Here is a 23,645-nt window from a genome sequence, read left to right on the forward strand (position 1 = left end):
AAAGGTGTCGATTAATAGAGGGCACGGGATAGAGACCACCTATGAGCTGGATTGTTATTCCGTATTTCCTTAATCTTGCCTCCCTCTATACGCTGCACCCATTATTTTCAGGATCTGCGAGTTCAAGCCTTCCCCAAGTGCTTCGCGGTCCTTTTTTATTCCAGCCGTTCTGTAGTCCGGGCGGTCGATAGGAGTGAGTCATGTCTGATACCCGTCATTCGCGAGTGATTATTCTCGGTTCCGGCCCTGCCGGTTACAGCGCTGCCGTCTACGCTGCCCGGGCCAACCTCAAGCCGTTGCTGATCACCGGCATGCAAGCGGGCGGTCAGTTGACCACCACCACCGAAGTCGACAACTGGCCGGGCGACGTCCACGGCCTGACCGGCCCGGTGCTGATGGAACGCATGAAAGAACACGCCGAGCGTTTCGAAACCGAAATCGTGTTTGATCACATCAACAAGGTCGACTTCTCCAAGAAGCCTTACAGCCTGACCGGCGACAGCGGCGTGTACACCTGTGACGCGCTGATCATCGCCACCGGCGCCAGCGCTCGTTACCTGGGCCTGCCGTCGGAAGAAGCGTTCATGGGCAAGGGCGTTTCTGCCTGCGCGACCTGCGACGGTTTCTTCTACCGCAACAAGCCGGTGGCTGTGGTCGGTGGCGGCAACACCGCCGTGGAAGAGGCGCTGTACCTGGCCAACATCGCCAGCACCGTGACCCTGGTTCACCGCCGCGAGACTTTCCGCGCCGAGAAGATCCTGATCGACAAGCTGCATGCCCGCGTGGCCGAAGGCAAGATCATCCTCAAGCTCAACGCCACCCTGGATGAAGTCCTGGGCGACAACATGGGCGTGACCGGTGCTCGCCTGAAAAACAACGACGGCAGCTTCGACGAGCTGAAAGTCGACGGCGTGTTCATCGCCATCGGCCACACCCCGAACACCTCGTTGTTCGAAGGCGTGCTGGATGCCAAAGACGGCTACCTGATCGTGCAGGGCGGCCGTGAAGGCAACGCGACGGCCACCAACATCGAAGGCATCTTCGCTGCCGGTGACGTGGCTGACCACGTGTACCGTCAGGCGATCACCTCCGCCGGCGCTGGCTGCATGGCGGCACTGGATGCCGAGCGTTACCTCGACGGTTTGAAGGACGCTGCGTTCTAAACCGTAGAAACAAAAAAACCGGCTGCGAGGCCGGTTTTTTTATGCGCGCGATGTATGCCGCACCGCAGTCCAGAAGTGTTAACCCAATCACTGTGGGAGCTGGCTTGCCTGCGATAGCGGCGTTGGCTGACACACCGCTATCGCAGGCAAGCCAGCTCCCACATTAAACCGGGTTATCCAATTGAATCAGCGGCGGGTCAGTGGCTGCCGAGTGAACTTCACACCCGCCAACCCATGCTCAATCAGCGCACGAATATTGCCGTGGTCACTGCCCTCAGGCGTGGCCTGCACCGAACGGTAATGCTCACCGAACGCCAACAGCGCTTCCTGGTCATTCAAGCCTTCCAGCAACGCCAGGCCGAGGGTCTTGCACGAACCTTCGTTCTGCCCGGCGGCGTTTTCCACGCTGCCGTTGGTGAAGGCTTGTGGCTGGTAGTCATAACCGGCGGCAACAAAGGCCAGGGTGTCGGCGAAGACGTGTTCGCCGCTGTTGAGGCTGGCGCGCAGGGTGTTCAGGTCAGTCATGTTTTTTTCCTTTGGCGAATGCCGCTTGCTGTTCGGCACTGGCTTCTTGCTGGTATTGGGCTTTCCACTCGGCGTACGGCATGCCGTACACCACTTCACGGGCGTCATCGAGGCTGAGCTCGATCTGGCGCTCGTCGGCCTCGGCCTTGTACCACTTGGACAAGCAGTTGCGGCAGAAGCCCGAGAGGTTCATCAGGTCGATGTTCTGCACATCCTTGCGGCTGTCCAGGTGTGCCACCAGCCGGCGGAAGGCGGCGGCTTCGAGTTCGAGGCGTTGTTGATCAGTCATGGGGCTCACTACGGATTCAATAGGGTTAGCGGCTCGCCGCAAGGGTGATCGACACCGATTCGGCAAAACGCAACGCATGGGGTTTATCGACTTCGACTTCGGCGTACAGCACCGACGCATTGCCCATCACCAGGTCGAGGATTTCCTGGGTCAGGCGCTCCAGCAGGGCAAAGCGGTTGCCTTCCACATGAGCGATGATGGCCTTGGTGATGGTGCGGTAGTTCAGCGCGTGGTCGATGTCGTTGTCGCGTACGGCTTCCTGGGCGGCATACAGGATGGTCAGGTTGATCAACACATCCTGCTTGTTGAGGATTTCATCCTCGTTGATCCCGATAAACGTGCGCAGGCACAGGTCTTTGACCCGGATGCGCGCCATGCCTGGCTGAAGTTGTGGCATTGCTACTTGCTCCGTCCAATCAGTTGCAGGAACTCCATGCGCGTGGTGTTCGACTCGCGGAAGGCGCCGAGCATCACCGAGGTGTTCATGGTTGAATTCTGTTTTTCGACACCGCGCATCATCATGCACATGTGCCTGGCTTCGATCACCACGGCCACGCCGGCGGCCTGGGTCACGGTCTGGATGGCGTCGGCGATTTCCCGCGTGAGGTTTTCCTGGATCTGCAGGCGCCGGGCGAACATGTCGACGATACGCGCCAGCTTCGACAGGCCGAGCACCTTGCCGGTCGGAATATAGGCCACATGGGCTTTGCCGATAAAGGGCAGCAGGTGATGCTCGCACAGCGAATACAACTCGATGTCCTTGAGGATCACCATCTCGTCGTTGTCGGAGGCAAACAGCGCACCGTTGACGATTTCTTCCAGGTTCTGCTCGTAGCCATGACACAGGTACTGCATGGCCTTGGCGGCCCGCTTTGGTGTGTCGAGCAACCCTTCGCGCTCCGGGTCTTCACCCAGGCCCTTGAGAATCTCGCGGTAGTGGTGGGGCAGGGATAAAGTCATACAACATCCTCGCAAACGGCTTACTTGATATGCCGCCCGCCGTTGACGGTCAGGGTGGTACCGGTGACATAAGGGTTATCCAGCAGGTAACGCACGCTCTGGTAAATCACCTCGGGGCCGGGTTCGATGCCCAGTGCCGCCTTGGCCAGGACCTTGGCGCGGTAGGCCGCGTCGTCGCCCTCGTTGAACATCACCATCGCCGGGGCAATGCCGTTCACCTTGATATCCGGTGCAAGCTGCGCGGCAAACGACAAGGTCAGGCTGTCGAGCCCGGCCTTGGTGGCGCAGTAGGCAATGTGCTGGCGGCTGCCCTTTCGGGTCACGTCGTCACTGATGTGCACGATATCCGCAGGCGTGGAGCGTTGCAGCAAGTGCGCACAATGCAGGTTGATCAGGTACGGCGCAAGCATGTGCACGCTGAACATGTCGGCAAAGGCGCGGCTCTCGTCGCCGGGCGTTTCCGCTTCCCAGGCCGAGGCATTATGGATGATCGCCCGCAGGCTTTGGGTGTGCTTTTGCAGTTCGTCGATGAAGCCGAGAATGCCGGCCTCGGAAGAAAAATCGGCAAACACGCCAATCGCGCCGCGCTCGCGCAAGGTCTGCACGCCGGGACGGTCGCTGCGGTAGCTGAAAATCACCGGCTGCCCTTCGTCCAGCAGGCGCAGGGCGCAATGCAGGCCGACACGCTGGCCGGCACCGGTGATCAGGATCGGGGCGGGAGTGGAAGACATGGGAGGCTCGGGTCGCTGGCAGGCTAAAACTATACCAGCGAGCGGCCTCCCTTGTACTCAAGCGGTGGCTTCGGTGGCCTTTACCCGGGCCGGAGCCGGATGCAACCAGCCGGCCAGCAGGTGGGTCGACAACGGGATAAAGAAGTAAACCATCAGCGGTGTGAGCGCCAGGGTGCTGACCAGCACGCGGCTCAACAAACCCAGCTCGCTGAGCAGCGGCTCAAGGCCGAAATTGAACAGCAGCGACACCGGGAAAAATGCCAGCCAGATGGCCACGGCCTGCTTCCAGCGCGGTGGTCGTGCGGCGGCGGCGCCAAACCAGCCGTCTATGCCGCGTACGCGATGTTCCGACGGCGCGGCAAACAGTTCGCTGCCACGACCGAGCCATGCACCACGGGATGCGGAAAACTCCCACGCATGCAGGGTCTTTTCGTCGGCGAAGCGGAAAATAATCTGGAATTCATCATCGTTGGGCGGCGGTGCAAGCACGCCGGAGCCCAGGTAACCGGGGAAGTCTGTGGCCAATTGCTCGCCTTCGCGCAGCCAGGCCATCAACTCTTCATAACGACCCTTGGCCACGCGGCGCGCAACCATCAGGGTGACAGGGGAGGTAGACATTGTGTATCTCCATAAGGATCAGGTGCGCCGGGCCGGGTAGGGGGCGCACGAACGAAGCTGCGGGGTAAGCAGCCACGTTGAAAAAACAGGCAAGGATTATTCCTGTTTTGAAAAAATACGCCAGCGGCATTGGTCGGCTCGCCGCAGAACTTGAAACAGACAGCTGTATGGGCGTTAAATGGGATCCAACTTCTCATCGATGATTCAGTGCCCAGATGTCCGTAATGACTGCTCCCTCTCCTGATATGGCGCTTGGCAACCCCGCTGATTCCGATGAACTGTTTCCGATTCGCGAAGTGGCAAGATTGACAGGCATCAACCCGGTCACGCTGCGTGCGTGGGAGCGTCGTTACGGGCTGATCCAGCCGGTTCGCACCGAAAGTGGGCACCGCCTGTATTCGCGCACCGATATCGAGACCGTTCATCGCATTCTTGACTGGATCGAGCGTGGCGTTGCGGTGAGCAAGGTCGGGAAAATCCTGGCCCGTGATGATCAGCCAGTGGAAGTGGCTGCCGCTGTGCCGACAGGCGCTGAACATGAATGGAATCAGTGGCAGCAGCAATTGCGAACGGCCGTCGGAGCCTTCGACGACCGGCAGCTGGACCGGTTGTATGGCCAGATTTTCGCGGCCTATCCAGTCTCGGTGGTTTTCCAGGACATCCTGATGCCTCTCTGGCAGCAGCTGTTGCGGCACCAGGGGCTTTTTGGCCAAGCCAGTGAATGGCTGTTTTTTGATGGCTTCCTGCGCAGCCGCACCTGGAAGCGCCTGCAGACAGGCTGTGCCTCAGCCGCACCGCGGGTGTTGCTGGCGGCCATCGCCGGGGAATGCCGAGAGCTGGAGTTGCTTGTCGCAGGCCTGCTGATGAGCGGTGACGACTTGGCGGTCAAGGTCCTGGCCGTGGGGCAGCCGATGGATGAATTGACACTGATCTGCGAAAAAACCAGACCACAGGCCCTCGTGGTGTTCTCCAACCACTCGCCTACCCAGGAATTGCCCCGGCGCCTTGAGCGGCTGGCCTTGACCCTGGATTGCCCGCTCTTGCTGGCGGGCGATGCGGCGGAGTTGGCGCAGGAGCAATTGAGGGGGTCGACCGTCGGTTGCCTGGGCAACGAAGGCCGACTGATGCAGCGCCGCCTGCAGCAGTTTCTGCGCGGCAGCCTGGATACCTGACTTCAGGCGTGGACTTCGGGGTGAAACAAGCGGTGTTGCTGCAGGATAAACTGGCGCAGGCGCTCGGTTTCATCCACATCACTCTGGCTTAAACGGTAGGCGAACAACCCTCGGGCATTTTCCCGTTCCAGGGTGCCGCGCACCGAGATGCGCTCGTAGCCGGAAGGGCTGAACCACAGGGAAAAGGTTTTTGGGGCCTTGATCCGCCCGCGGATTTCCACCAGCAACCCCTTGAACGACACCTCATGCACCCACAGTGCTCCGGGCTGCCCTTTGATATTTTCCAGCGCGACCGGCTCTTCAAGCGCCAGGCGCCACGGTCGAATCATCGGCCCGTCTTCGAAAATGCTCGGTACACCCAGCCGCAAATGCACGGCATGAAACTCGTCTTCCACCAATTGCAGCGGAAAGGTCATTTGCTGGTTGTCGAATTGTGCCTGGAGGGTGACATGGTCATGGGCGGCCAAGCGGGTGAGCAGATCACGAATCTGCGCACCGCCGTTGACCGTCAGGCTCGACGACGCATCCCGCACGTTGAGCTGCGGGTTATGGTGCATGGTCTGAATAAAATCCAGCTCGTCCTGCGTCAAAAGCGCGTCGCGTTGCATTGATCTTGCTCAAGGGAGAGGTATTAAAACGCCATTATCTCTCTAAAGACCGCGTTTTCTAGTTTTTGTTAGATCCGCTCGTCGCCTTGAGTGCTGCAAGCTCCGCCCTGAGGTCTGCCAATTGGCCTTCCAATTGCGCCACACGCTGCTGAGCCTTGACCTGTACCGTCACGTCTTTTTGCACGCCGACGAAATAGGTCTGCTTGTCGGCCTGGTTATAAACCGTCGATAACGACAGCTCGTTCCAGAAATGCGTGCCGTCCTTGCGGTAGTTGCGCAGGATTTCCCGGCAGGCGCCGCCGCTGTCCAGGGCTTCGCGAATCGCCATCAGCCCCGGCTGGTCACGGTCACCCGATTGCAGGAAGCGGCAGTCCTGGTAGAGGATTTCGTCGAGGGTGTAGCCGGTCAGCCGTTCGAAGGCCGGGTTTACGTAGATCAGTGGCTTGTCCTTGCCTTCGCGCTCGGCAACCACGATGCCGTCGTTGGAAGCGTTGATCACCAGTTGCATCAGCTTGGCGTTAATCATTGAGCGGTCCATGGCTTATTGTTGGAGTTTGCAGTTTAAGACATGCCGGCCGCCTGTCCACTTGCCCCAGCTGTTAATATCCCAGGCTTTTAGTCAGCTACAGGATCAGATTGATGAAAGTCGCCATCCTTTCCGGCTCGGTTTACGGCACCGCTGAAGAAGTCGCCCGTCACGCTGCCAGCATCCTCAACGCGGCCGGCTTCGACGCCTGGCACAACCCGCGTGCAACCCTCGCCGACGTACAGGGCTTTGCCCCTGAAGCCTTTTTGGCCGTGACCTCCACCACCGGCATGGGCGAACTGCCCGACAACCTGCAGCCGCTGTATTCGACCATTCGCGACCAACTGCCGGCCGCCTGGCGCGGGCTGCCTGGCGCGGTGATCGGCCTGGGCGACGCCAGCTATGGCGACACTTTCTGCGGCGGCGGCGAGCAAATGCGCGAGCTGTTTGCGGAGTTGGGCGTACATGAAGTGCTGCCGATGCTGCGCCTGGACGCCAGCGAAAGCGTGACCCCGGAAGCCGACGCCGAACCGTGGCTGGCCGAGTTGGTCACTGCACTGCGCGGTTGACCGGGAATTCGCGTAGCAATGCCAGCCAGGCCTGGGCGGCTTTCGACAGATAGGCGCCCTCACGCCAGATAAAGGCAATGTCCCAGCGCAGGTATTCCGGCGCCTTGAGCGTGAGGCGCACCACCCCGGGCCGCACCAGGCCCCGGGCCACCACGCTGGGCAACAACACCACGCCTTGGCCGGCGGCCACCAGGGCCGCGAGAAAATCTGCTTGGCCGCTGCGCCCGCTTTCCTTCGGGGTGAACCCCAGTTGCTGACAGGCCTGTAGCAGGCGGTCGTTCAACACAAAACTGCGTTGGTACATCAGGAACGGCGTGTCAGCCAATTCCTCCAGGCGGATCTGCGCGTTCTCGGCCAGCGGATGGTCCATCGGCAGCAGGGCGTCGAGCGGCTCATCGCAGAAGGCTTGCCAGGCGAATGCCGGGTCACTGGGCATCAGGCTGCCACCCACTTCCAGCTCCCCGCTCAAGATCGCCTGCTCGATGTTGCGACTGCCGCCTTCCAGCAACTGGATGGTGACGTTCGGGTAGCGCCGCCGGTATTCGGCAAACAGCCCGGCGAACAGCGTGTCGCCGCCCAATTGCGGCAGGCCCATGCGCAGCTCGCCACGAGTCAACTGATTCAAGTCATCCAGCTCACTGAGCAACTCGGCTTGCTGGCGCAGCATCGCCTCTGCCCGCTGCAACACCACCTGCCCGGCAGCCGTCAGGCGAATCTGCGAACCCAGGCGATCCAGCAGCGGCGTGCCCAGGCTTTGCTCCAGTTGGGCCACCTGCTTGCTCACGGCGGACTGGCTGATGTGCAGGGTTTTGCCGGCCTGGGTAAAACCGCCCCGGTGGATGACTTCGACAAAGCTGCGCAGCTGTTTAAATTCCATCGACCTGATTCCAGTTTGGAATAGCTTGCAGTCTAACAATTCGCTGTGGGGATGCCAGGGGCCTCTTTAAAATGGGAGCCCTGCGAGGACCCAAAGCTCATGAAACGTTTCACCTTCAAACTCGTCGGTCGGTTGCTGGCTGAACTGATCGTCCTGCTGGCCATTTACTTCCTGGGGTGCCAATTGGCGGCCTGGCTGAGCTGGCCTATTCCTGGCGGTGTGGTCGGCCTGGGCTTGTTGTTGCTGACCTTCGCCACTGGCCTGGTGAAACCGGCGGCCCTGCAACTGGGCGCCGGCGTGCTGATGGCGGAGATGCTGCTGTTCTTTATTCCTGCATTGATGAGCCTCCTGGACTACGGCGGCCTGGTGCGCCATGACGGTTGGCGGATCATGCTGGTGATCGGCTTCAGCACCTTGTCGGTGATGCTGGTGACGGCCTTTACCGTGGAATTCGTGTGCCGCTGGAAGCTGCGCCATGAAGCTTGAGCTGATGCCGATGTTCTGGTTGGCGCTGACCCTGGGGGCCTACGGCTTCAGCCGCTGGATCTATCGGCGCACCGGGCGTTACCTGCTGTCACCGCTGATTCTGGTCCCGGCACTGTTGCTGGCGGTGGCCGTGCCGATGAAAACCGCCTACGCCGAATACTCCACCGACACCCACTGGCTGATGCTGGTGCTGGGCCCGGTGACGGTGGCGTTTGCCATTCCGATCTGGCAACAGCGCCAATTGTTGATGCGCCATTGGTCTGCCCTGTTGCTGGGGATGGTGGCGGGCAGTGTGGCGTCTATCGCCACCTCCTATGGCCTGGCCAGGGCCCTGGCGCTGGACAGTTCGGTCACGATGTCGCTGGTGCCCCGTTCCATCACCACGCCGTTCGCCATGCCGGTGTCTTCCGACCTGGGCGGCGTGCCGGAACTGACGGCCGTGTTCGTGATGTTTACCGGTGTGTTCGGTGCCATGCTCGGCGGAGTACTGCTCAAGTGGTTGCCGCTGCGCACGCCGTTGGCACGCGGTGCGTTATTCGGCGTGGGCGCCCATGGCGCGGGCGTCAGCCGGGCCCATGAAGTGGGCGGCGAGGAAGGCTCTGTGGCGGGGCTGGTGATGGTACTGACCGGGTTGCTCAACCTGTTTGCCGCGCCTTTATTGGCGTCGCTTCTCTGACACGCACAGAACAAAATCGAACTATCCTCAGGACTGACCCGCTCGGTCATCAAGCTGGCTGCCAATGCAACTACGGCGGCCTCGAGGTCTGACTAGACTGCCTCTTCTGCCTGGATTGCCCCTTCACTTAAAAAAATAATAAAACGCGCCAAGGAGGTCATTGCCGTGAGCCTAGCCACAGTTCAATCGACACACAGCGTAAAAGATCAGGTCAGTGCGGCCGAATGGCAGGCCCGCGTCGACCTCGCCGCGTGCTACCGGCTGGTAGCGATGCATGGCTGGGACGACCTGATTTTCACCCACATCTCGGCCAAGGTGCCGGGCACCGAAGATTTCCTGATCAACCCCTACGGGTTGATGTTTCACGAGATCACCGCATCCAGCCTGGTGAAGGTCGACCAGGCGGGCAACAAGCTGATGGACAGCCCCTACGAGGTCAACCCGGCCGGCTACACCATCCACAGCGCGGTCCACGAAGTACGCCACGACGTGGTCTGCGTACTGCACACCCACACCGCTTCCGGCATCGCCGTTTCCGCGCAGAAGCAGGGCGTGCTGCCCATCAGCCAGCAATCCTTGTTCGTGCTCTCCAGCCTGGCCTATCACGCCTACGAAGGGGTGGCGCTGAACCACGAGGAAAAGGCCCGCTTGCAGGCCGACCTTGGGCAAAACAATTTCCTGATGCTGCACAACCACGGTCTGTTGACCTGTGGCGCCAGCATCGCCGACACCTTCCTGATGATGTTCATCTTCCAGCGCACCTGCGACATCCAGGTGATGGCGCAGAGCGGTGGCGCCGAATTGATCAGCATCGCTCCACCGATACTGGCCGGTGCCCGGGCGATGATCGCCGGGGTCACCAAAAGCGCCCAAGGCATGGGCGGCGCGCTGGCATGGCCGGCGTTGCTGCGCAAACTCGATGCACTCGACCCCGGGTATAAAAGCTGATGCCACTCGCCGAGATCCCACTGCGTATCTGGCGCCAGCGCGCCCAGAGTTTCGAGTTCCGCGGCCGCACCATTCGTTACTGGGTGGCGGGGCAGGGCGAGCCGTTGCTGCTGATCCATGGGTTCCCCACGGCCAGCTGGGACTGGCATTACCTGTGGCAGCCGCTGGCCCAACGTTACCAGGTGATTGCCTGCGACATGCTGGGGTTTGGCGATTCGGCCAAGCCGCTGGATCACACCTATTGCCTGCTGGAGCAGGCGGATTTGCAGCAGGCGCTGCTTGAGCATCTCTGGGTGCAGCAGCCGGTGCATGTGCTGGCCCATGATTACGGTGACAGCGTTGCGCAGGAGTTGTTGGCGCGGCATTACGAAGGTCGGTTTCAGATGGCCAGTGGTGTGTTTCTCAACGGTGGGTTGTTTCCGGAGACGCATCGTCCGGCGTTGGTGCAGAAGCTGTTGCTGAGCCCGTTGGGCTGGATGATCGGGCGTACGTTTGGGCGTAATGCATTGGCCAACAGTTTTGGGCAAATTTTCGGGCCGGCGACTCGGCCCAGTGAAAGTGCGCTGGATGATTTCTGGAGTTTGATTGAGAGCCAGGATGGGCCACGGATTTTGCACAAGTTGATTGCGTACATTCCTCAGCGTCGGCAGCAACGGGATCGCTGGGTGGCTGCGATGCAGCGGGGGGAGGTGCCGTTGCGGGTGATTGATGGGGAGGTTGATCCGATTTCCGGTGGGCATATGGTGGAGCGATATCGTGAGTTGGTGCCGCATGCGGATACGGTGGTGTTGGCGAATATTGGGCACTACCCGCAGATTGAGGCGCCGGTGCAGGTGTTGAAGCATTACTTGGCGTTTCGGGAGGGGCTTGGGGTAGGGGTTTCCCGAGTGGCTTATTCTTGATTTTGGTTTGAGTGCATATCCGTTATTTAGGTAACGGCTACTTATGGTTTCGCTCTTACAGCGACTCACTTTGGAAAAGCCCCAAAGTAAGCAAAGGGCTCTGCCCCGCCTGTCGGCACCTCGCCTAGGCTCGGTGTTCCCTCACTCCGGCATTGCTCCGCGGGCCGCCGCGACGGGGCGTCCCTGCCCCGTCGCGGCTAAACCGGCGTCCTGCCGGTTTACCCGCTCCTCAATCCCTGCGTTCGGCCTCGGGCTGAGTGGGGCAGTCAGAGCCAGATCAAGATCAAAAGCAAGAGCACAGCGGCCTACAGGCCGGCTTGAGTGGTAGAAGCCAGATCAAAAGCGAAAGCCAAATCTGAAACTGATGCAGCTCTGCTTTTCTGTGGGAGCTGGCTTGCCTGCGATGCAGACACCTCGGTTTTTCAGATGCACCGAGGCGAGGCCATCGCAGGCAAGCCAGCTCCTACAGTTGGACCGTGCCCGCTGTAGCTTTTGATCTTGATGTTGCCTTTGCTTCACACCACTCAAGCCGGCCTGTAGGCCGCTGTGCTGTTGATCTGCTTTTGATCTTGATCTTAGGCGCCCCGTTAAACCACGCTGGCCGAACGCAGGTAGTACGGAGCGGGTAAACCGGCAGGACGCCGGTTTAGCCGCGACGGGGCAGGGACGCCCCGTCGCGGCGGCCCGCGGAGTAGTACCGGAGTGAGGGCACACCGAGCATTAGCGAGGTGCCGAGTGGTGGGGCAAGAGCCTTTTGGTTACTTTTGGGCTCCTTTCAAAAGTGACCCGCTGTAAGAGCGGAACCCATACCAGCCATCACCCAAATAACGGATATGTACCCACCCCCAGGCAACACCAATCATCCCCCAGCCTTATCGCACACCATTCACCCCCAACCGTATTTATTGTGACCAAAAGCCCCGTGCCTGACACTCCACTCATCTATCCCTAACCGCCCCTGGAGTTCCCAATGAGTGAGCCTGTGCAGTTCCAAGACAAGGTCGTGATCGTCACCGGCGCCGGCGGCGGATTGGGTCGCGCCCACGCACTGCTGTTCGCCAAACACGGCGCCAAAGTGCTGGTGAATGATCTTGGCGGCTCAACCCAGGGCGAAGGCGCCAACGCCTCGGCGGCCGATCGCGTGGTGGCCGAAATCCGTGAGGCCGGCGGTATCGCCGAGGCCAACCACGACTCCGTCACCGACGGTGACAAAATCGTCCAGAACGCCCTCGACGCCTTCGGTCGCATCGACGTCGTCGTCAATAACGCCGGGATCCTGCGGGACAAAACCTTCCACAAGATGGAAGACAGCGACTGGGACCTGGTTTACCGCGTGCACGTCGAAGGCGCCTACAAAGTCACTCGCGCCGCCTGGCCCCACCTGCGCGAACAAGCCTACGGCCGGGTGATCTTCACCGCCTCCACCTCGGGCATCTACGGTAACTTCGGCCAGTCCAACTACGGCATGGCCAAGCTCGGCCTGTACGGCCTGACCCGCACCCTGGCGCTGGAAGGCCGCAAGAACAACATCCTGGTCAACGCCATCGCCCCCACCGGCGGTACACGCATGACCGAGGGCTTGATCCCGCCGCAAGTCTTCGAGCGCCTCAAACCGGAACTGATCAGCCCGCTGGTGGTGTACCTGGGCAGCGAAGCGTGCCAGGAAACCTCCGGGCTGTTTGAGGTGGGCGGTGGCTGGATCGGCAAGACCCGCTGGGAGCGCAGCCTGGGAGTGGGGTTCGACCCTGAAGCCGGTTTCTCGCCGGATGATGTCGCCGCTCACTGGCAGCAAATCTGCGACTTTGAAGGGGCCGCTCACCCCAAGGACACTATCGAGGCATTGAAGGAGATGATGGCCAACCTGCAGAAGTACAGCCTCTGATCGTTGCATGAAAAAGTTTTAATCAACCCGGGGCGCCATGGCGCCCCGCTTTATTTCGGGCAAAAAAAAGCCACTGCAAAGGCAGCGGCTGAAGTAAGACGTTTGATCAAGGAGCAATAAATCAACGTCAGTGAACACCGGTAACAGATTGAAAACAGTGATCAATCCATAAAATCTGGCTGTTCTTCCCGGGAGGGGAAGCGGGCGGTTTGCCCTGAAAGCCAAGCAAGAATAGGCTTTTGTTACAGAATGAAAAATAGCGATTCAGGACAAGGACTGTTACCAAACCGGCAACAGTGACGTTAGCGCTTCATCCATCCTCCTGATAACCCTTCATCCATCTCGTCCATGCCCCCGCCAATACCCCGCCCAGAGCGGCCCGTCATCCTTTCGGGCGACAACACGAATACCTCCTTGGTGCGCTTATCGCTCCTGATGGCGGGCAGTAGGGTGGGGCCTTCTGTCACACCACCGGGGAAGACGCATGACAAGAACAACAATGCGCGCCATCTTCAGGCCACAGGCGCTGGCCGCTGCGGTTGCTTTGGGTTGCTGTGCCCAGGCGCAGGCTGTTTCATTCAACATCGGCGAGATCGAAGGGCAATTCGACTCCTCGCTGTCGGTCGGTGCCAGCTGGGGCATGCGCGACGCCGACAAAAAGCTGGTGGGCATTCCCAACGGCGGCACGGGGCAAGCCTCAACCGGTGATGACGGTCGCCTGAACTTCAAGAAGGGCGAGACGTTCTCCAAAATCTTCAAGGGCATCCACGACCTGGAGCTCAAGTACGGCGACAGCGGCGTGTTCGTGCGCGGCAAGTACTGGTACGACTTCGAACTGCAGGACGAAGACCGCGAATTCAAGCAGATCAGCAACAACCACCGCGACGAGGGCGCGCGCTCTTCCGGTTACGAGTTGCTGGATGCGTTCGTCTACCACAACTATTCCATCGGTGATTTGCCGGGCAACGTGCGTGTCGGCAAACAGGTGGTCAGCTGGGGCGAAAGTACGTTCATCGGCAACTCCATCAACAGCATCAACCCGATTGACGTCTCAGCCTTTCGCCGGCCCGGTGCCGAGATCAAGGAAGGCCTGATTCCGGTCAACATGGTGTTTGCATCCCAGAGCCTCACCAACCAACTGAGCGTGGAAGGCTTCTACCAGTTGAACTGGGAAAACACCGTGGTGGATAACTGCGGCACCTTCTTCGGTAACGACGTGGTGGCCCACGGTTGTAACGGTAACTACACCGTTGGCAGCCCGGCAATTGCACCGTTGCAACCCGTGGCGGCGGCGTTTGGCCAGGGCTTCCAGGTCACCAACGAAGGCGTGGTGGTTCAGCGTGCAAAAGACCGCGAGGCACGCGATGGCGGCCAGTTCGGGATGGCCTTGCGCTGGCTGGGCGATGACACGGAGTACGGCCTGTACTTCATGAACTATCACAGTCGCACGCCCACGGTCGGTACCATCACCGCCAACACCAACCTGGCAACCATTGGCCGCATCGTCAACGCGGCCAATGGTATCGCCCCGGGCTCCGGCTCCGGCCTGGCGCAAAGCACGATGCTCGGCCGTGGCCAGTATTACCTCGACTACCCGGAAAATATCCGCCTGTTCGGCGCCAGCTTTTCCACCACCTTGCCCACCGGCACGGCCTGGACCGGCGAAATCAGCTACCGCCCGAATGCGCCCGTACAGCTCAACACCACCGACCTGACGCTGGCCCTGGTCAACCCGATTGCCGGGAACGCCGCCTCACCGATCAGCAGTTCCTTCGGTGCCGATAACGCTGGCTACCGCCGCAAGGAAATCACCCAGATCCAGAGCACCATGACCCAGTTCTTCGACCAGGTCCTGGGCGCTGAACGCCTGACGTTGGTGGGCGAAGCGGCCTTCGTGCATGTCGGCGGGCTGGAGGCGAAATCCAAGCTGCGTTACGGCCGCGATTCGGTCTACGGCCAATACGGCTTCGGCGGCGACACCGACGGTTTTGTCACGGCCAATTCCTGGGGTTATCGCGCCCGGGCCATCCTCGATTACAACAACGTGTTTGCCGGGGTCAACCTCAAGCCCAACGTGTCGTGGTCCCAGGACGTCAGCGGCTACGGGCCCAACGGCCTGTTCAACGAAGGGGCCAAGGCCATCAGCGTGGGCGTGGATGCGGACTACCGCAACACCTACACCGCGAGCCTGAGCTACACCGACTTTTTTGGCGGGGACTACAACACCCTCACCGACCGCGACTTCATCGCCCTGAGTTTTGGCGTGAACTTCTGATTTGGCTTAAAGAAGGACAAGAGACTATGCGCAAGATGATTCTGCAATGCGGCGTATTGGCACTGAGCCTGTTGGCGGCCAACGTGATGGCCGCGGTGTCGCCGGAAGAAGCGGCCAAGCTGGGCACCACCCTGACCCCGGTAGGCGCCGAGAAGGCCGGCAACGCCGACGGTTCGATCCCTCCATGGACCGGCGGCATTCCGAAAAACGCCGGCGCAGTGGACAGCAAGGGCTTCCTCGCCGACCCGTTCGCCAATGAAAAACCGCTGTTCGTGATCACCGCGGCCACGGTCGACAAGTACAAGGACAAGCTCTCCGAAGGCCAGGTGGCGATGTTCAAGCGCTACCCCGAGACTTACAAAATCCCGGTCTACCCGACCCACCGCACGGTCAACCTGCCGCCGGAAATCTATGACTCGATCAAGCGCAGCGCGCTCAACGTGCATGCGATCAACGACGGCAACGGCCTGGAGAATTTCACCGGCAATCGCTACTACGCCTTCCCGATTCCGAAGAACGGCGTGGAGGTGCTGTGGAACCACATCACCCGTTACCACGGGGGCAACCTGCGGCGCATCATTACCCAGGCTACGCCGCAGACCAACGGGAGCTACACGCCGATCCGTTTCGAAGAAGAAGTGGCCGTGCCGCAACTGATCCCGGACATGGACCCGGTCAAGGGCGCCAACGTCCTGACCTTCTTCAAACAATCGGTGACTGCCCCGGCACGCCTGGCGGGCAACGTACTGCTGGTGCATGAAACCCTCGACCAGGTGAAGGAACCGCGCCTGGCCTGGGTGTACAACGCGGGCCAGCGTCGGGTGCGCCGTGCGCCGCAAGTGGCCTATGACGGTCCCGGCACCGCGGCCGACGGCCTGCGTACCTCGGACAACTTCGACATGTTCTCCGGCGCCCCCGATCGCTACGACTGGAAGCTGGTGGGCAAGAAGGAAATGTACATTCCCTACAACAGCTACAAGCTCGACTCGCCGACCCTCAAGTACGACGACATCATCAAGGCCGGGCACATCAACCAGGATTTGACCCGCTACGAGCTGCACCGGGTCTGGGAAGTGATCGGTACCGTCAAGCCAAGCGAGCGGCACATCTACGCCAAGCGCCACATGTACATCGACGAAGACAGCTGGCAAGTCGCGCTGGTGGATCACTACGACGGTCGCGGCCAACTGTGGCGCGTCGCCGAAGGGCATGCGCAGTTCTACTATGACCACCAAGTGCCGGCCTACACCGTCGAGACCCTGTACGACATCATCGCCGGGCGCTACATCGCGCTGGGCATGAAGAACGAAGAGAAGAGCAGCTTCGTGTTCGGCTTTGCGGCCAAGGCGGCCGACTACACGCCGGCAGCCTTGCGCTCTGAAGGCGTGCGCTAAAAGCTGATTGAGATGCGCTCAAACTGTGGGAGCGGGCTTGCCTGCGATAGCGGTGTATCAGTAACAGATACCTGACCTGACACACCGCTATCGCAGGCAAGCCAGCTCCCACACGGGAACGCATTTCAACGCTGAGTCTCATGCCGGGTGGCCGTTTGCGCTCCCGGCTTTTTTATGCCCGGCAATCAGCCTGCTGAATACTCCTCAACAACCGCCAACCACAGGACTAGGGTAGGGGGCACGCCGCCTAATAATAAAAAACAGGGACGCAGTAATGACCGCCATGACCCGTTGTCTGGATCGTCCTGGATTCATGCCACGCTTGTCGCCCCATCACCTGTTGCGCCCACGCCTGGCCGGGCCATTGCTCAGCGCTCCCGCGCGGGTGAAGTTGCTCTGCGCCCCGGCTGGCAGTGGCAAGAGTGCGCTGCTCGCCGAGTGCGCGTTGCAAGCGCCTGCGGATTGCCAGGTGCATTGGTTGCCGTTGAACGGCGCGGCCCTGGATTTATGTCAGCGCCTGGCCCAAAGCCTCGGCCTCGATTTTGTCGATGAACCCACGCTGCTGCTGGCCCTGAACCGCTGGCAAGCACCTGCCTGGCTGTTTCTCGATGACTTTTGCCGGGCGCCGGCGCCTGAACTGGATGCGTTACTCGATCGCATCCTGGCGGCCAGCAGTCCCGTTTTAACCTGGTGGATCGGCGCGCGGCGGCGCCCGGCGTGTAACTGGCCCCGGCTGTTGCTCGACGATGAACTGTGGGAATGCAGCGCGGCCGAGTTGGCGTTTGACCACACCGAGCTCCAGCACCTGGCCGGGCCCCGCGCCGACAAGGTGCTGGCGTTCAGCGCCGGCTGGTGCGCCGGTGTGCGTATCGCCTTGCTTGAAAGCGACGGGCACCCCGACAAAACCTTGCTCGACTACCTGCAACACGAGCTGTTCAGTGGCCTGGCCCCGGAACTGGCCGAAGCCTGGCGCGTGCTTGCGCACCTGCCACGTTTCAACCCGAGCCTGTGCGACCACCTGTTCGGTTTTGGCGACGGGGGCGCCTACCTGCGTGACTTGCAGACGTTGGGCGCCTTTATCGAGCCCTGGGAAGACGCCACCGACTGGCTGCAAATTTTCCCGCCGCTGGCGCAACTGCTGCGCGACGAACCCTGGCCGGCCAAGCGCTCCTGGCACCGTCGCGCCTGCCAATGGTTTACCGCCGCCGAGGACTGGCAGGCGGCGTTTGAACAGGCGCTGCTGGCCGAAGAGTACGAAGTGGCCGTGAGCCTGTTGCAGCATTTCAGTTTCGAAGACCTGTTCCGCCAGCAAAACGCCGTGCTCTTGTTGCGCCTGCATGAGCAACATGGCGATGAATTGATGCTGGGTTCGGCGCAACTGGTGGGCTTGGTGACGGCGGCGTTGTTGTTTGCCGGGCGCTTCGATCAGGCGGCGTTGTGCATCGATCAACTGGCACGTTTCACCCCGCAACCGACCGCGCACCTGCAGCGCTACCTGTTGGCCCGCTGGCAGGCGCAATGGGGTTGGCTGCTGCATCTGGGCGGCGAAGCTGTGCGGGCCCGCGAGCATTTTCTCGAAGCCCTGCAAGACTTGCCCGAGAGCGCCTGGACCTCGCGCCTGATGTGCCTGTCGGGCTTGACCCAGCAGGCTCTGCTGCGTGGCGAACTGGACGTGGCCCAGGCGCTGAACCGCGAGGCATTGTGCCTGGCGCGGTCCCATGGCTCATTGCTGCTGGAGGCGTTGCTGGAGCTGGATCATGCGCAGTTGCTGGAGCAACGTGGCGCACCCTATCGGGCCCAGAGCCTGTTGGAAAACGTGCAACGGATGCTGGTGCAACAGCGGCTCAAGGCCGGGCCGTTGGTAGGCCGGATTTCGTTGCGACGTGGTCACTTGGCCCTGCGCCAGGGGCACGATGCGGTGGCCGCCGAATGCTTCGAATCCGGCCTGGGCATGTGCCTGCACAGCCAGGACAAACGCGTGCTCTATGGCTACCTCGGCCTGGCGTTATTGGCGGCCAACAAGGGCGATTACGCCGAGGCCTTTATCCAGTTGCGGGACGCCGAGCGCCTGATGCAACAACGCCAGGTGCCCGACACCGTGTACCGCGCTGTGCTGCTATTGCTCAGCGGGCATTTCTGGCTGCAACAGGGCCGCGCCGAGCTGACCCTGGAAGCAGTGACCCGCGTGCTGCGCCACTACCGAGGGCCCAAGGCCAAACAGGCGCCGCCGGCCACCCTTGAATTGATCCCGCGCCTTGAGTATTTGCAGGTGTTGGCCGAAGTGAAATTGCGCCGCGCCGAAGAACCCGTCGCCCGCCTGAGCGCGTTACTGGAGACCGCCCGGCAGCGGGGCATGCTGTGCCTGGAGGCGGAGTTGCAGTTGGTGCTGGGGGAAGTGGCCTGGCAAGTCGGTGATCGACCGTTGGCCGTGCGCTCGCTGGAAGCCGGGTTGGAACTCGCGGGGCGTTGCCAGGTGCAGCAGGCGATTCGCGAGTTGCGGCTCAGGCAACCGGGGTTGTTGAGCGCGTTGGGGCTGGAGCCGCAGGAATGCCCGGCGGCGGCGGGGGAAAATCCCCTTAGCCAGCGTGAGCTTGAGGTGCTGCAGTTGATTGCCCAGGGCAATTCCAATCTGGAAATTGCCGGCCAATTGTTTATCTCGCTGCACACGGTGAAGACCCATGCGCGGCGCATTCACAGCAAGTTGGGCGTAGAGCGGCGCACCCAGGCAGTGGCCAAGGCCAAGACGCTGGGATTGATGGCTTGAACTCTAATCTCGAAATCAACGCAGGCTAATGTGGGAGCCGGGCTTGCCCGCGATGACGGTGTGTCAGTGGCAGATAGCTAACCTGATGCACCGCTATCGCAGGCAAGCCAGCTCCCACAGTTGAACGGCGTTGTGTCAGGGAAGCTGATAACCCATGCGCCAACTCACCGCCTGGGTCGCCGCCAACAAACGCTTCGCCGCCGGCCCGTCTTCATCGGCATGGAACAACGACGTCGGCCCCACCACGGTCAACACCGCCGCCACTTGCCCGACCGCGTTAAACACCGGCGCCGACAACGCGTCCACGCCGGGCATCAGCAAACCGTGCACAAAATGCAGGCCGCGCTGGCGGATCTGCGCGCAGGTGGTGGCGTACGCCTGGTCATCCGCCAACGCATGGGCGACGCCCGCCTGAATCTCCCGCTCACGCAACTCCACGGTTTCCCGCGACGGCAGGAAGGCGCTGAACACCAAGCCGGTGGACGAACTGAGCAACGGCAACACCGACCCCAATTGCGTGACTACCGTCACCGCGCGCACTGCCGGCTCGATATGCACCACCGTTGCGCCCTGGTTGCCCCAGACGGCCAGGAAGCAGGTTTCATTCAGTTCATCCCGCAGTTCCGCCAGGGGCAGGGCGGCGACTTTCAGCACGTCCATGCTGCCCAGCGCGGCCAGCCCCACACGCAAGGCTTCGCGGCCCAGCCCGTAATGGTTGGTGGCGGTGTTCTGTTCGGCAAAGCCTGAGGCAATCAGCGCCTGCAAGTAGCGGTGGACCTTGCTCGCCGGCATTTGCACATGCTCGGCCAGGCGCGACAACGAGGTGGCCGGCGACATTTCAGCCAGGGCCTTGAGGATGTCGGTGCCCACTTCAGCCGAGCGGACTTTCTGTTTACCGGTGTCGCGGGGAGCGGGCGGCTTTTCCATGGAGGGCATGAATCCGAAAGACGAATGGGCGTCTTTATAGCTTGACGGTCAACAGGTATCAAATTACGTTATGCGTAACTGGATTACGATAAAAACAACTTCCGCTCAGAGGATGATCCATGACCCTCGAATACCAATCGGGTTTTGGCAATGAATTTGCCACTGAAGCCTTGCCCGGTGCATTGCCCGTCGGCCAGAACGCCCCGCAAAAAGCGCCCTACGGGCTGTACACCGAACTCTTCTCCGGCACCGCCTTCACGATGGCCCGCAGCGAAGCCCGGCGCACCTGGCTGTATCGTATCCAGCCGTCGGCCAATCACCCGGCGTTCGTCAAGCTGGAGCGGCAACTGGCCGGTGGCCCGCTGGGCGCCGTGACGCCCAATCGCTTGCGCTGGAACCCGCTGGATATTCCGGATGAGCCGACAGACTTCATCGACGGGCTTGTCGGCATGGTCGCCAACGCCGGGTCGGAAAAAACCTCAGGCATCAGTATCTACACCTACCGCGCCAACCGCTCCATGGACCGCGTGTTCTTCAACGCCGACGGCGAACTGTTGATCGTTCCCGAGCAGGGCCGCCTGCGCATCGCCACTGAACTGGGCGTGCTGGACGTGGAGCCGCTGGAAATTGTCGTGCTGCCACGCGGCCTGAAATTCCGCATCGAGCTGCTGGATACCCAGGCCCGCGGCTACGTCGCCGAAAACCACGGCGCACCGCTGCGCCTGCCGGACCTCGGCCCGATCGGCAGCAATGGCCTGGCCAACCCACGGGATTTCCTCACGCCCGTCGCCCATTACGAAGACCTCAAGCAACCGACCACACTGGTGCAGAAATTCCTCGGCGAACTGTGGGGCTGCGAGCTGGATCATTCACCGCTGAACGTGGTGGCGTGGCACGGTAACAACGTGCCGTACAAATATGACCTGCGCCGCTTCAACACCATTGGCACCGTGAGTTTCGATCACCCCGACCCGTCGATCTTCACCGTATTGACCTCGCCCACCAGCGTGCACGGCCTGGCCAACCTCGACTTCGTGATTTTCCCGCCCCGCTGGATGGTCGCCGAAAACACCTTCCGGCCACCGTGGTTCCACCGCAACCTGATGAACGAATACATGGGCCTGATCCAGGGCGCCTACGACGCCAAGGCCGAAGGCTTCCTGCCCGGCGGCGCGTCGCTGCACAGTTGCATGAGCGCCCATGGCCCGGATGGCGAGACCTGCACCAAGGCCATCAACGCGACGCTTGAACCCCACAAGATTGATAACACCATGGCGTTCATGTTCGAGACCAGCCAGGTGCTGCGTCCTACACAGTTCGCGCTGGAATGCCCGCAACTGCAACCTTCCTACGACGCTTGCTGGGCCTCGCTGCCTGCAACCTTCAACCCGAATCGGAGATAACCCATGACTCAGCCTAATCTCACCCGCAGTTGGGTGGCCTCCGCCAACGGTCACCGGGATTTCCCGCTGCAAAACCTGCCGCTGGGTGTGTTCAGCCTCAACGGTTCGGCACCGCGCAGTGGCGTGGCGATTGGCGAGCAGATTCTTGATCTGCAGGCCGCTGTGGAATGCTTTGAGGGCGAAGCCCGGCGTGCCGTTGAAGCCACTGCTGGCGGTCAACTGAATGCGTTTTTCGAACTCGGCCGTGGCCCGCGCGTGGCCCTGCGTGAGCGCCTGTTGGAACTGCTGGCAGAAGGCAGCAGCCTGCAAGGCAAACTGGAAAGTGCGCTGCACCTGGCGGCCGATTGCGAGATGCACCTGCCAGCCAAAATCAACGATTACACCGACTTCTACGTGGGCATCGAGCACGCGCAAAACGTCGGCAAACTGTTCCGTCCCGACAACCCGCTGCTGCCCAACTACAAGTACGTGCCGATCGGCTACCACGGGCGCGCGTCGACGATTCGCCCGTCGGGCAGCGACGTCCGCCGCCCGAAAGGCCAGACCCTGCCAGCCGGTCAAACCGAGCCGACCTTCGGCCCCTGCGCCCGCCTGGATTACGAACTGGAACTGGGCATCTGGATCGGCCAGGGCAATGCCATGGGCGACTCGATTGCCATCGGCGACGCCGCTGATCACATCGCCGGTTTCTGCCTGCTCAACGACTGGTCGGCGCGGGATATCCAGGCCTGGGAATACCAGCCGCTGGGCCCGTTCCTGTCCAAGAGTTTTATCACCAGCATTTCACCTTGGGTGGTGACGGCTGAAGCCCTGGAGCCGTTCCGCAAGGCACAACCGGCGCGCCCTGAAGGCGACCCGCAACCGCTGCCCTACCTGCTGGACAAGCGCGACCAGGCTGCCGGTGGTTTTGATATCGAACTGGAAGTGCTGCTGACCACCGCCTCGATGCGTGAGCAGAACCTGCCGGCCCATCGCCTGACCCTCAGCAACACCCAACACATGTACTGGACCGTGGCGCAAATGGTGGCGCACCACAGCGTCAACGGCTGCCAGTTGCAGGCCGGCGACCTGTTTGGTTCGGGCACCTTGTCGGGGCCAGAGGCGGGTCAGTTTGGCAGCCTGCTGGAGATCACCGAAGGCGGTAAAAAACCGATCGAGCTGGCCTCCGGTGAAGTGCGTAAATTCCTCGAAGACGGCGACGAAATCATCCTGCGTGCCCGCTGCACCCGCGACGGGTTTGCCTCCATCGGCTTCGGCGAATGCCGGGGCACCGTGGTCGCGGCGCGCTGAGAGGGCAGGGCCATGGAACTCTATACCTACTACCGCTCCACTTCGTCGTACCGGGTGCGCATCGCGTTGGCCTTGAAGGGCCTGGATTTCACCGCGGTGCCGGTCAACCTGCTGGTGCCCAAGGGCGGCGCCAATCACCAGCCGGAGTACCTGGCGATCAACCCCCAGGGTCGCGTGCCGGCCTTGCGTACCGATGACGGCGATGTGCTGATTCAGTCGCCGGCGATCATCGAGTACCTGGAGGAACGTTATCCACAGGTGCCGCTGCTTTCCAGGGACCTGGCGACCCGTGCCCATGAGCGCGCGGTGGCGTCGATTATCGGTTGCGACATTCATCCGCTGCACAACTCCAGCACCCAGAACTTGCTCAAGCAATGGGGGCACGATGAAGCGCAGGTGCTGGAGTGGATCGGGCACTGGATCAGCCAGGGCCTGGCGGCGGTGGAGCAGTTGATCGGTGATCAGGGCTATTGCTTTGGCGACCAGCCGGGGATGGCGGATACGTTTTTGATTCCGCAGTTGTATGCGGCGGAGCGGTTCAAGGTGTCGTTGGCGGCGTATCCGCGCATTCAGCGGGTGGCGGCCTTGGCGGCGCAGCATCCGGCGTTCATGCAGGCACATCCGGCGAATCAACCCGATACCCCTGACACGCCATAAATC

The 23,645-nt window shown here is 61.4% G+C and carries 24 protein-coding genes; 14 read left to right on the forward strand and 10 right to left on the reverse strand.

Annotation, left to right across the window (positions count from 1 at the left end; genetic code table 11):
• Positions 1-200 precede the first annotated feature (200 nt).
• Entirely contained in the window at positions 201-1,163 is a 963-nt protein-coding gene (gene trxB, locus HKK54_RS14875) for a thioredoxin-disulfide reductase (protein ID WP_010176992.1), read from the forward strand.
• Positions 1,164-1,349: 186 nt separating this feature from the next.
• On the opposite strand, the gene HKK54_RS14880 is transcribed toward trxB, so the two are convergent.
• The 6 genes from HKK54_RS14880 to HKK54_RS14905 are packed head-to-tail and all read right to left on the reverse strand — an operon-like array spanning position 1,350 to position 4,286.
• A complete protein-coding gene (locus HKK54_RS14880; RefSeq protein WP_169387112.1) occupies positions 1,350-1,688 on the reverse strand; it encodes a HopJ type III effector protein in 339 nt (112 codons plus the stop codon).
• Entirely contained in the window at positions 1,681-1,977 is a 297-nt protein-coding gene (locus tag HKK54_RS14885; protein WP_010176990.1) for a DUF1244 domain-containing protein, read from the reverse strand. Before HKK54_RS14885 ends, HKK54_RS14880 begins: the two co-directional genes overlap by 8 nt.
• A gap of 25 nt (positions 1,978-2,002) precedes the next feature.
• Positions 2,003-2,374: a dihydroneopterin triphosphate 2'-epimerase gene (folX, locus tag HKK54_RS14890; RefSeq protein ID WP_010176989.1), complete on the reverse strand. Its 372-nt coding sequence runs from the start codon at positions 2,372-2,374 to the stop codon at positions 2,003-2,005.
• 2 nt (positions 2,375-2,376) lie between these two features.
• Positions 2,377-2,937, reverse strand: a complete 561-nt coding sequence (gene folE, locus HKK54_RS14895) for a GTP cyclohydrolase I FolE (RefSeq protein WP_010176988.1) — start codon at positions 2,935-2,937, stop codon at positions 2,377-2,379.
• Positions 2,938-2,957: 20 nt separating this feature from the next.
• Positions 2,958-3,668: a dihydromonapterin reductase gene (gene folM, locus HKK54_RS14900; protein ID WP_010176987.1), complete on the reverse strand. Its 711-nt coding sequence runs from the start codon at positions 3,666-3,668 to the stop codon at positions 2,958-2,960.
• Between the two features lie 57 nt (positions 3,669-3,725).
• The gene (locus HKK54_RS14905; RefSeq protein ID WP_010176986.1) at positions 3,726-4,286 is read right to left on the reverse strand and encodes an antibiotic biosynthesis monooxygenase; all 561 of its coding nucleotides are present in this window, start codon (positions 4,284-4,286) and stop codon (positions 3,726-3,728) included.
• 215 nt (positions 4,287-4,501) lie between these two features.
• Here HKK54_RS14905 and HKK54_RS14910 point away from each other — a divergent pair, with 215 nt between their 5' ends.
• Positions 4,502-5,458: a MerR family transcriptional regulator gene (locus tag HKK54_RS14910; RefSeq protein ID WP_029616184.1), complete on the forward strand. Its 957-nt coding sequence runs from the start codon at positions 4,502-4,504 to the stop codon at positions 5,456-5,458.
• Between the two features lie 2 nt (positions 5,459-5,460).
• On the opposite strand, the gene HKK54_RS14915 is transcribed toward HKK54_RS14910, so the two are convergent.
• Positions 5,461-6,066: a hypothetical protein gene (locus HKK54_RS14915; protein ID WP_010176983.1), complete on the reverse strand. Its 606-nt coding sequence runs from the start codon at positions 6,064-6,066 to the stop codon at positions 5,461-5,463.
• Positions 6,067-6,124: 58 nt separating this feature from the next.
• A complete protein-coding gene (locus tag HKK54_RS14920) occupies positions 6,125-6,592 on the reverse strand; it encodes a PAS domain-containing protein (RefSeq protein WP_010176982.1) in 468 nt (155 codons plus the stop codon).
• 113 nt (positions 6,593-6,705) lie between these two features.
• Here HKK54_RS14920 and HKK54_RS14925 point away from each other — a divergent pair, with 113 nt between their 5' ends.
• Positions 6,706-7,161, forward strand: a complete 456-nt coding sequence (locus HKK54_RS14925; RefSeq protein ID WP_003208486.1) for a flavodoxin — start codon at positions 6,706-6,708, stop codon at positions 7,159-7,161.
• On the opposite strand, the gene HKK54_RS14930 is transcribed toward HKK54_RS14925, so the two are convergent.
• Positions 7,142-8,038 carry a LysR family transcriptional regulator gene (locus tag HKK54_RS14930; RefSeq protein ID WP_010176980.1) on the reverse strand — a complete coding sequence of 299 codons (897 nt, stop codon included), beginning with the start codon at positions 8,036-8,038 and terminating at the stop codon, positions 7,142-7,144. The two genes, HKK54_RS14925 and HKK54_RS14930, sit on opposite strands and share 20 nt — an antisense overlap.
• A gap of 99 nt (positions 8,039-8,137) precedes the next feature.
• Between HKK54_RS14930 and HKK54_RS14935 the strand changes: the two genes are divergently transcribed.
• The 8 genes from HKK54_RS14935 (at position 8,138) to HKK54_RS14970 (ending at position 19,365) form a co-directional block, all read left to right on the forward strand.
• Positions 8,138-8,524: a CidA/LrgA family protein gene (locus HKK54_RS14935; RefSeq protein WP_010176979.1), complete on the forward strand. Its 387-nt coding sequence runs from the start codon at positions 8,138-8,140 to the stop codon at positions 8,522-8,524.
• On the forward strand, positions 8,514-9,200 hold the full coding sequence (locus HKK54_RS14940; protein WP_010176978.1) for an LrgB family protein: 687 nt from the start codon (positions 8,514-8,516) through the stop codon (positions 9,198-9,200). The genes HKK54_RS14935 and HKK54_RS14940 overlap by 11 nt, the downstream gene beginning before the upstream one ends.
• A 165-nt stretch (positions 9,201-9,365) precedes the next feature.
• The gene (locus HKK54_RS14945) at positions 9,366-10,148 is read left to right on the forward strand and encodes a class II aldolase/adducin family protein (RefSeq protein ID WP_169387113.1); all 783 of its coding nucleotides are present in this window, start codon (positions 9,366-9,368) and stop codon (positions 10,146-10,148) included.
• Positions 10,148-11,050 carry an alpha/beta fold hydrolase gene (locus HKK54_RS14950; protein WP_010176976.1) on the forward strand — a complete coding sequence of 301 codons (903 nt, stop codon included), beginning with the start codon at positions 10,148-10,150 and terminating at the stop codon, positions 11,048-11,050. Before HKK54_RS14945 ends, HKK54_RS14950 begins: the two co-directional genes overlap by 1 nt.
• A 970-nt stretch (positions 11,051-12,020) precedes the next feature.
• Complete coding sequence (locus HKK54_RS14955) at positions 12,021-12,932, forward strand: SDR family oxidoreductase (protein ID WP_169387114.1); 912 nt, start codon at positions 12,021-12,023, stop codon at positions 12,930-12,932.
• A 484-nt stretch (positions 12,933-13,416) separates the two neighbouring features.
• On the forward strand, positions 13,417-15,207 hold the full coding sequence (locus tag HKK54_RS14960) for a DUF1302 domain-containing protein (RefSeq protein ID WP_029616183.1): 1,791 nt from the start codon (positions 13,417-13,419) through the stop codon (positions 15,205-15,207).
• A gap of 26 nt (positions 15,208-15,233) precedes the next feature.
• A complete protein-coding gene (locus HKK54_RS14965; RefSeq protein WP_010176972.1) occupies positions 15,234-16,601 on the forward strand; it encodes a DUF1329 domain-containing protein in 1,368 nt (455 codons plus the stop codon).
• A 274-nt stretch (positions 16,602-16,875) separates the two neighbouring features.
• Entirely contained in the window at positions 16,876-19,365 is a 2,490-nt protein-coding gene (locus HKK54_RS14970; RefSeq protein ID WP_169387115.1) for a LuxR C-terminal-related transcriptional regulator, read from the forward strand.
• 135 nt (positions 19,366-19,500) lie between these two features.
• Here the strand turns inward: HKK54_RS14970 and HKK54_RS14975 are convergent, their stop codons facing one another.
• A complete protein-coding gene (locus HKK54_RS14975; RefSeq protein ID WP_169387116.1) occupies positions 19,501-20,292 on the reverse strand; it encodes an IclR family transcriptional regulator in 792 nt (263 codons plus the stop codon).
• A gap of 119 nt (positions 20,293-20,411) precedes the next feature.
• Here HKK54_RS14975 and hmgA point away from each other — a divergent pair, with 119 nt between their 5' ends.
• From hmgA to maiA, 3 genes are read left to right on the forward strand one after another with little or no spacing between them, the layout of a single operon-like run.
• Complete coding sequence (gene hmgA, locus HKK54_RS14980; RefSeq protein ID WP_169387117.1) at positions 20,412-21,695, forward strand: homogentisate 1,2-dioxygenase; 1,284 nt, start codon at positions 20,412-20,414, stop codon at positions 21,693-21,695.
• A gap of 3 nt (positions 21,696-21,698) precedes the next feature.
• The gene (gene fahA / locus HKK54_RS14985) at positions 21,699-22,985 is read left to right on the forward strand and encodes a fumarylacetoacetase (protein ID WP_169387118.1); all 1,287 of its coding nucleotides are present in this window, start codon (positions 21,699-21,701) and stop codon (positions 22,983-22,985) included.
• Positions 22,986-22,997: 12 nt separating this feature from the next.
• Complete coding sequence (maiA, locus tag HKK54_RS14990; protein ID WP_010176967.1) at positions 22,998-23,642, forward strand: maleylacetoacetate isomerase; 645 nt, start codon at positions 22,998-23,000, stop codon at positions 23,640-23,642.
• Positions 23,643-23,645: the final 3 nt, after the last annotated feature.

The sequence above is a fragment of the Pseudomonas sp. ADAK13 genome (assembly GCF_012935715.1).
Taxonomy (GTDB): Bacteria; Pseudomonadota; Gammaproteobacteria; order Pseudomonadales; family Pseudomonadaceae; genus Aquipseudomonas.

What these genes read in the sequence shown, in the direction of transcription:
- HKK54_RS14915 (WP_010176983.1), bottom strand. Translation starts at nt 6,066, where the DNA reads ATGCAACGCGACGCGCTTTTGACGCAGGACGAGCTGGATTTTATTCAG.
- HKK54_RS14975 (WP_169387116.1), bottom strand. Translation starts at nt 20,292, where the DNA reads ATGGAAAAGCCGCCCGCTCCCCGCGACACCGGTAAACAGAAAGTCCGC.
- HKK54_RS14925 (WP_003208486.1), top strand. Translation starts at nt 6,706, where the DNA reads ATGAAAGTCGCCATCCTTTCCGGCTCGGTTTACGGCACCGCTGAAGAA.
- HKK54_RS14910 (WP_029616184.1), top strand. Translation starts at nt 4,502, where the DNA reads ATGTCCGTAATGACTGCTCCCTCTCCTGATATGGCGCTTGGCAACCCC.
- HKK54_RS14950 (WP_010176976.1), top strand. Translation starts at nt 10,148, where the DNA reads ATGCCACTCGCCGAGATCCCACTGCGTATCTGGCGCCAGCGCGCCCAG.
- HKK54_RS14965 (WP_010176972.1), top strand. Translation starts at nt 15,234, where the DNA reads ATGCGCAAGATGATTCTGCAATGCGGCGTATTGGCACTGAGCCTGTTG.
- fahA (WP_169387118.1), top strand. Translation starts at nt 21,699, where the DNA reads ATGACTCAGCCTAATCTCACCCGCAGTTGGGTGGCCTCCGCCAACGGT.
- HKK54_RS14970 (WP_169387115.1), top strand. Translation starts at nt 16,876, where the DNA reads ATGACCGCCATGACCCGTTGTCTGGATCGTCCTGGATTCATGCCACGC.
- HKK54_RS14940 (WP_010176978.1), top strand. Translation starts at nt 8,514, where the DNA reads ATGAAGCTTGAGCTGATGCCGATGTTCTGGTTGGCGCTGACCCTGGGG.
- HKK54_RS14935 (WP_010176979.1), top strand. Translation starts at nt 8,138, where the DNA reads ATGAAACGTTTCACCTTCAAACTCGTCGGTCGGTTGCTGGCTGAACTG.
- HKK54_RS14885 (WP_010176990.1), bottom strand. Translation starts at nt 1,977, where the DNA reads ATGACTGATCAACAACGCCTCGAACTCGAAGCCGCCGCCTTCCGCCGG.
- folX (WP_010176989.1), bottom strand. Translation starts at nt 2,374, where the DNA reads ATGCCACAACTTCAGCCAGGCATGGCGCGCATCCGGGTCAAAGACCTG.
- trxB (WP_010176992.1), top strand. Translation starts at nt 201, where the DNA reads ATGTCTGATACCCGTCATTCGCGAGTGATTATTCTCGGTTCCGGCCCT.
- HKK54_RS14930 (WP_010176980.1), bottom strand. Translation starts at nt 8,038, where the DNA reads ATGGAATTTAAACAGCTGCGCAGCTTTGTCGAAGTCATCCACCGGGGC.
- HKK54_RS14880 (WP_169387112.1), bottom strand. Translation starts at nt 1,688, where the DNA reads ATGACTGACCTGAACACCCTGCGCGCCAGCCTCAACAGCGGCGAACAC.
- hmgA (WP_169387117.1), top strand. Translation starts at nt 20,412, where the DNA reads ATGACCCTCGAATACCAATCGGGTTTTGGCAATGAATTTGCCACTGAA.
- folE (WP_010176988.1), bottom strand. Translation starts at nt 2,937, where the DNA reads ATGACTTTATCCCTGCCCCACCACTACCGCGAGATTCTCAAGGGCCTG.
- folM (WP_010176987.1), bottom strand. Translation starts at nt 3,668, where the DNA reads ATGTCTTCCACTCCCGCCCCGATCCTGATCACCGGTGCCGGCCAGCGT.
- maiA (WP_010176967.1), top strand. Translation starts at nt 22,998, where the DNA reads ATGGAACTCTATACCTACTACCGCTCCACTTCGTCGTACCGGGTGCGC.
- HKK54_RS14960 (WP_029616183.1), top strand. Translation starts at nt 13,417, where the DNA reads ATGACAAGAACAACAATGCGCGCCATCTTCAGGCCACAGGCGCTGGCC.
- HKK54_RS14905 (WP_010176986.1), bottom strand. Translation starts at nt 4,286, where the DNA reads ATGTCTACCTCCCCTGTCACCCTGATGGTTGCGCGCCGCGTGGCCAAG.
- HKK54_RS14955 (WP_169387114.1), top strand. Translation starts at nt 12,021, where the DNA reads ATGAGTGAGCCTGTGCAGTTCCAAGACAAGGTCGTGATCGTCACCGGC.
- HKK54_RS14920 (WP_010176982.1), bottom strand. Translation starts at nt 6,592, where the DNA reads ATGATTAACGCCAAGCTGATGCAACTGGTGATCAACGCTTCCAACGAC.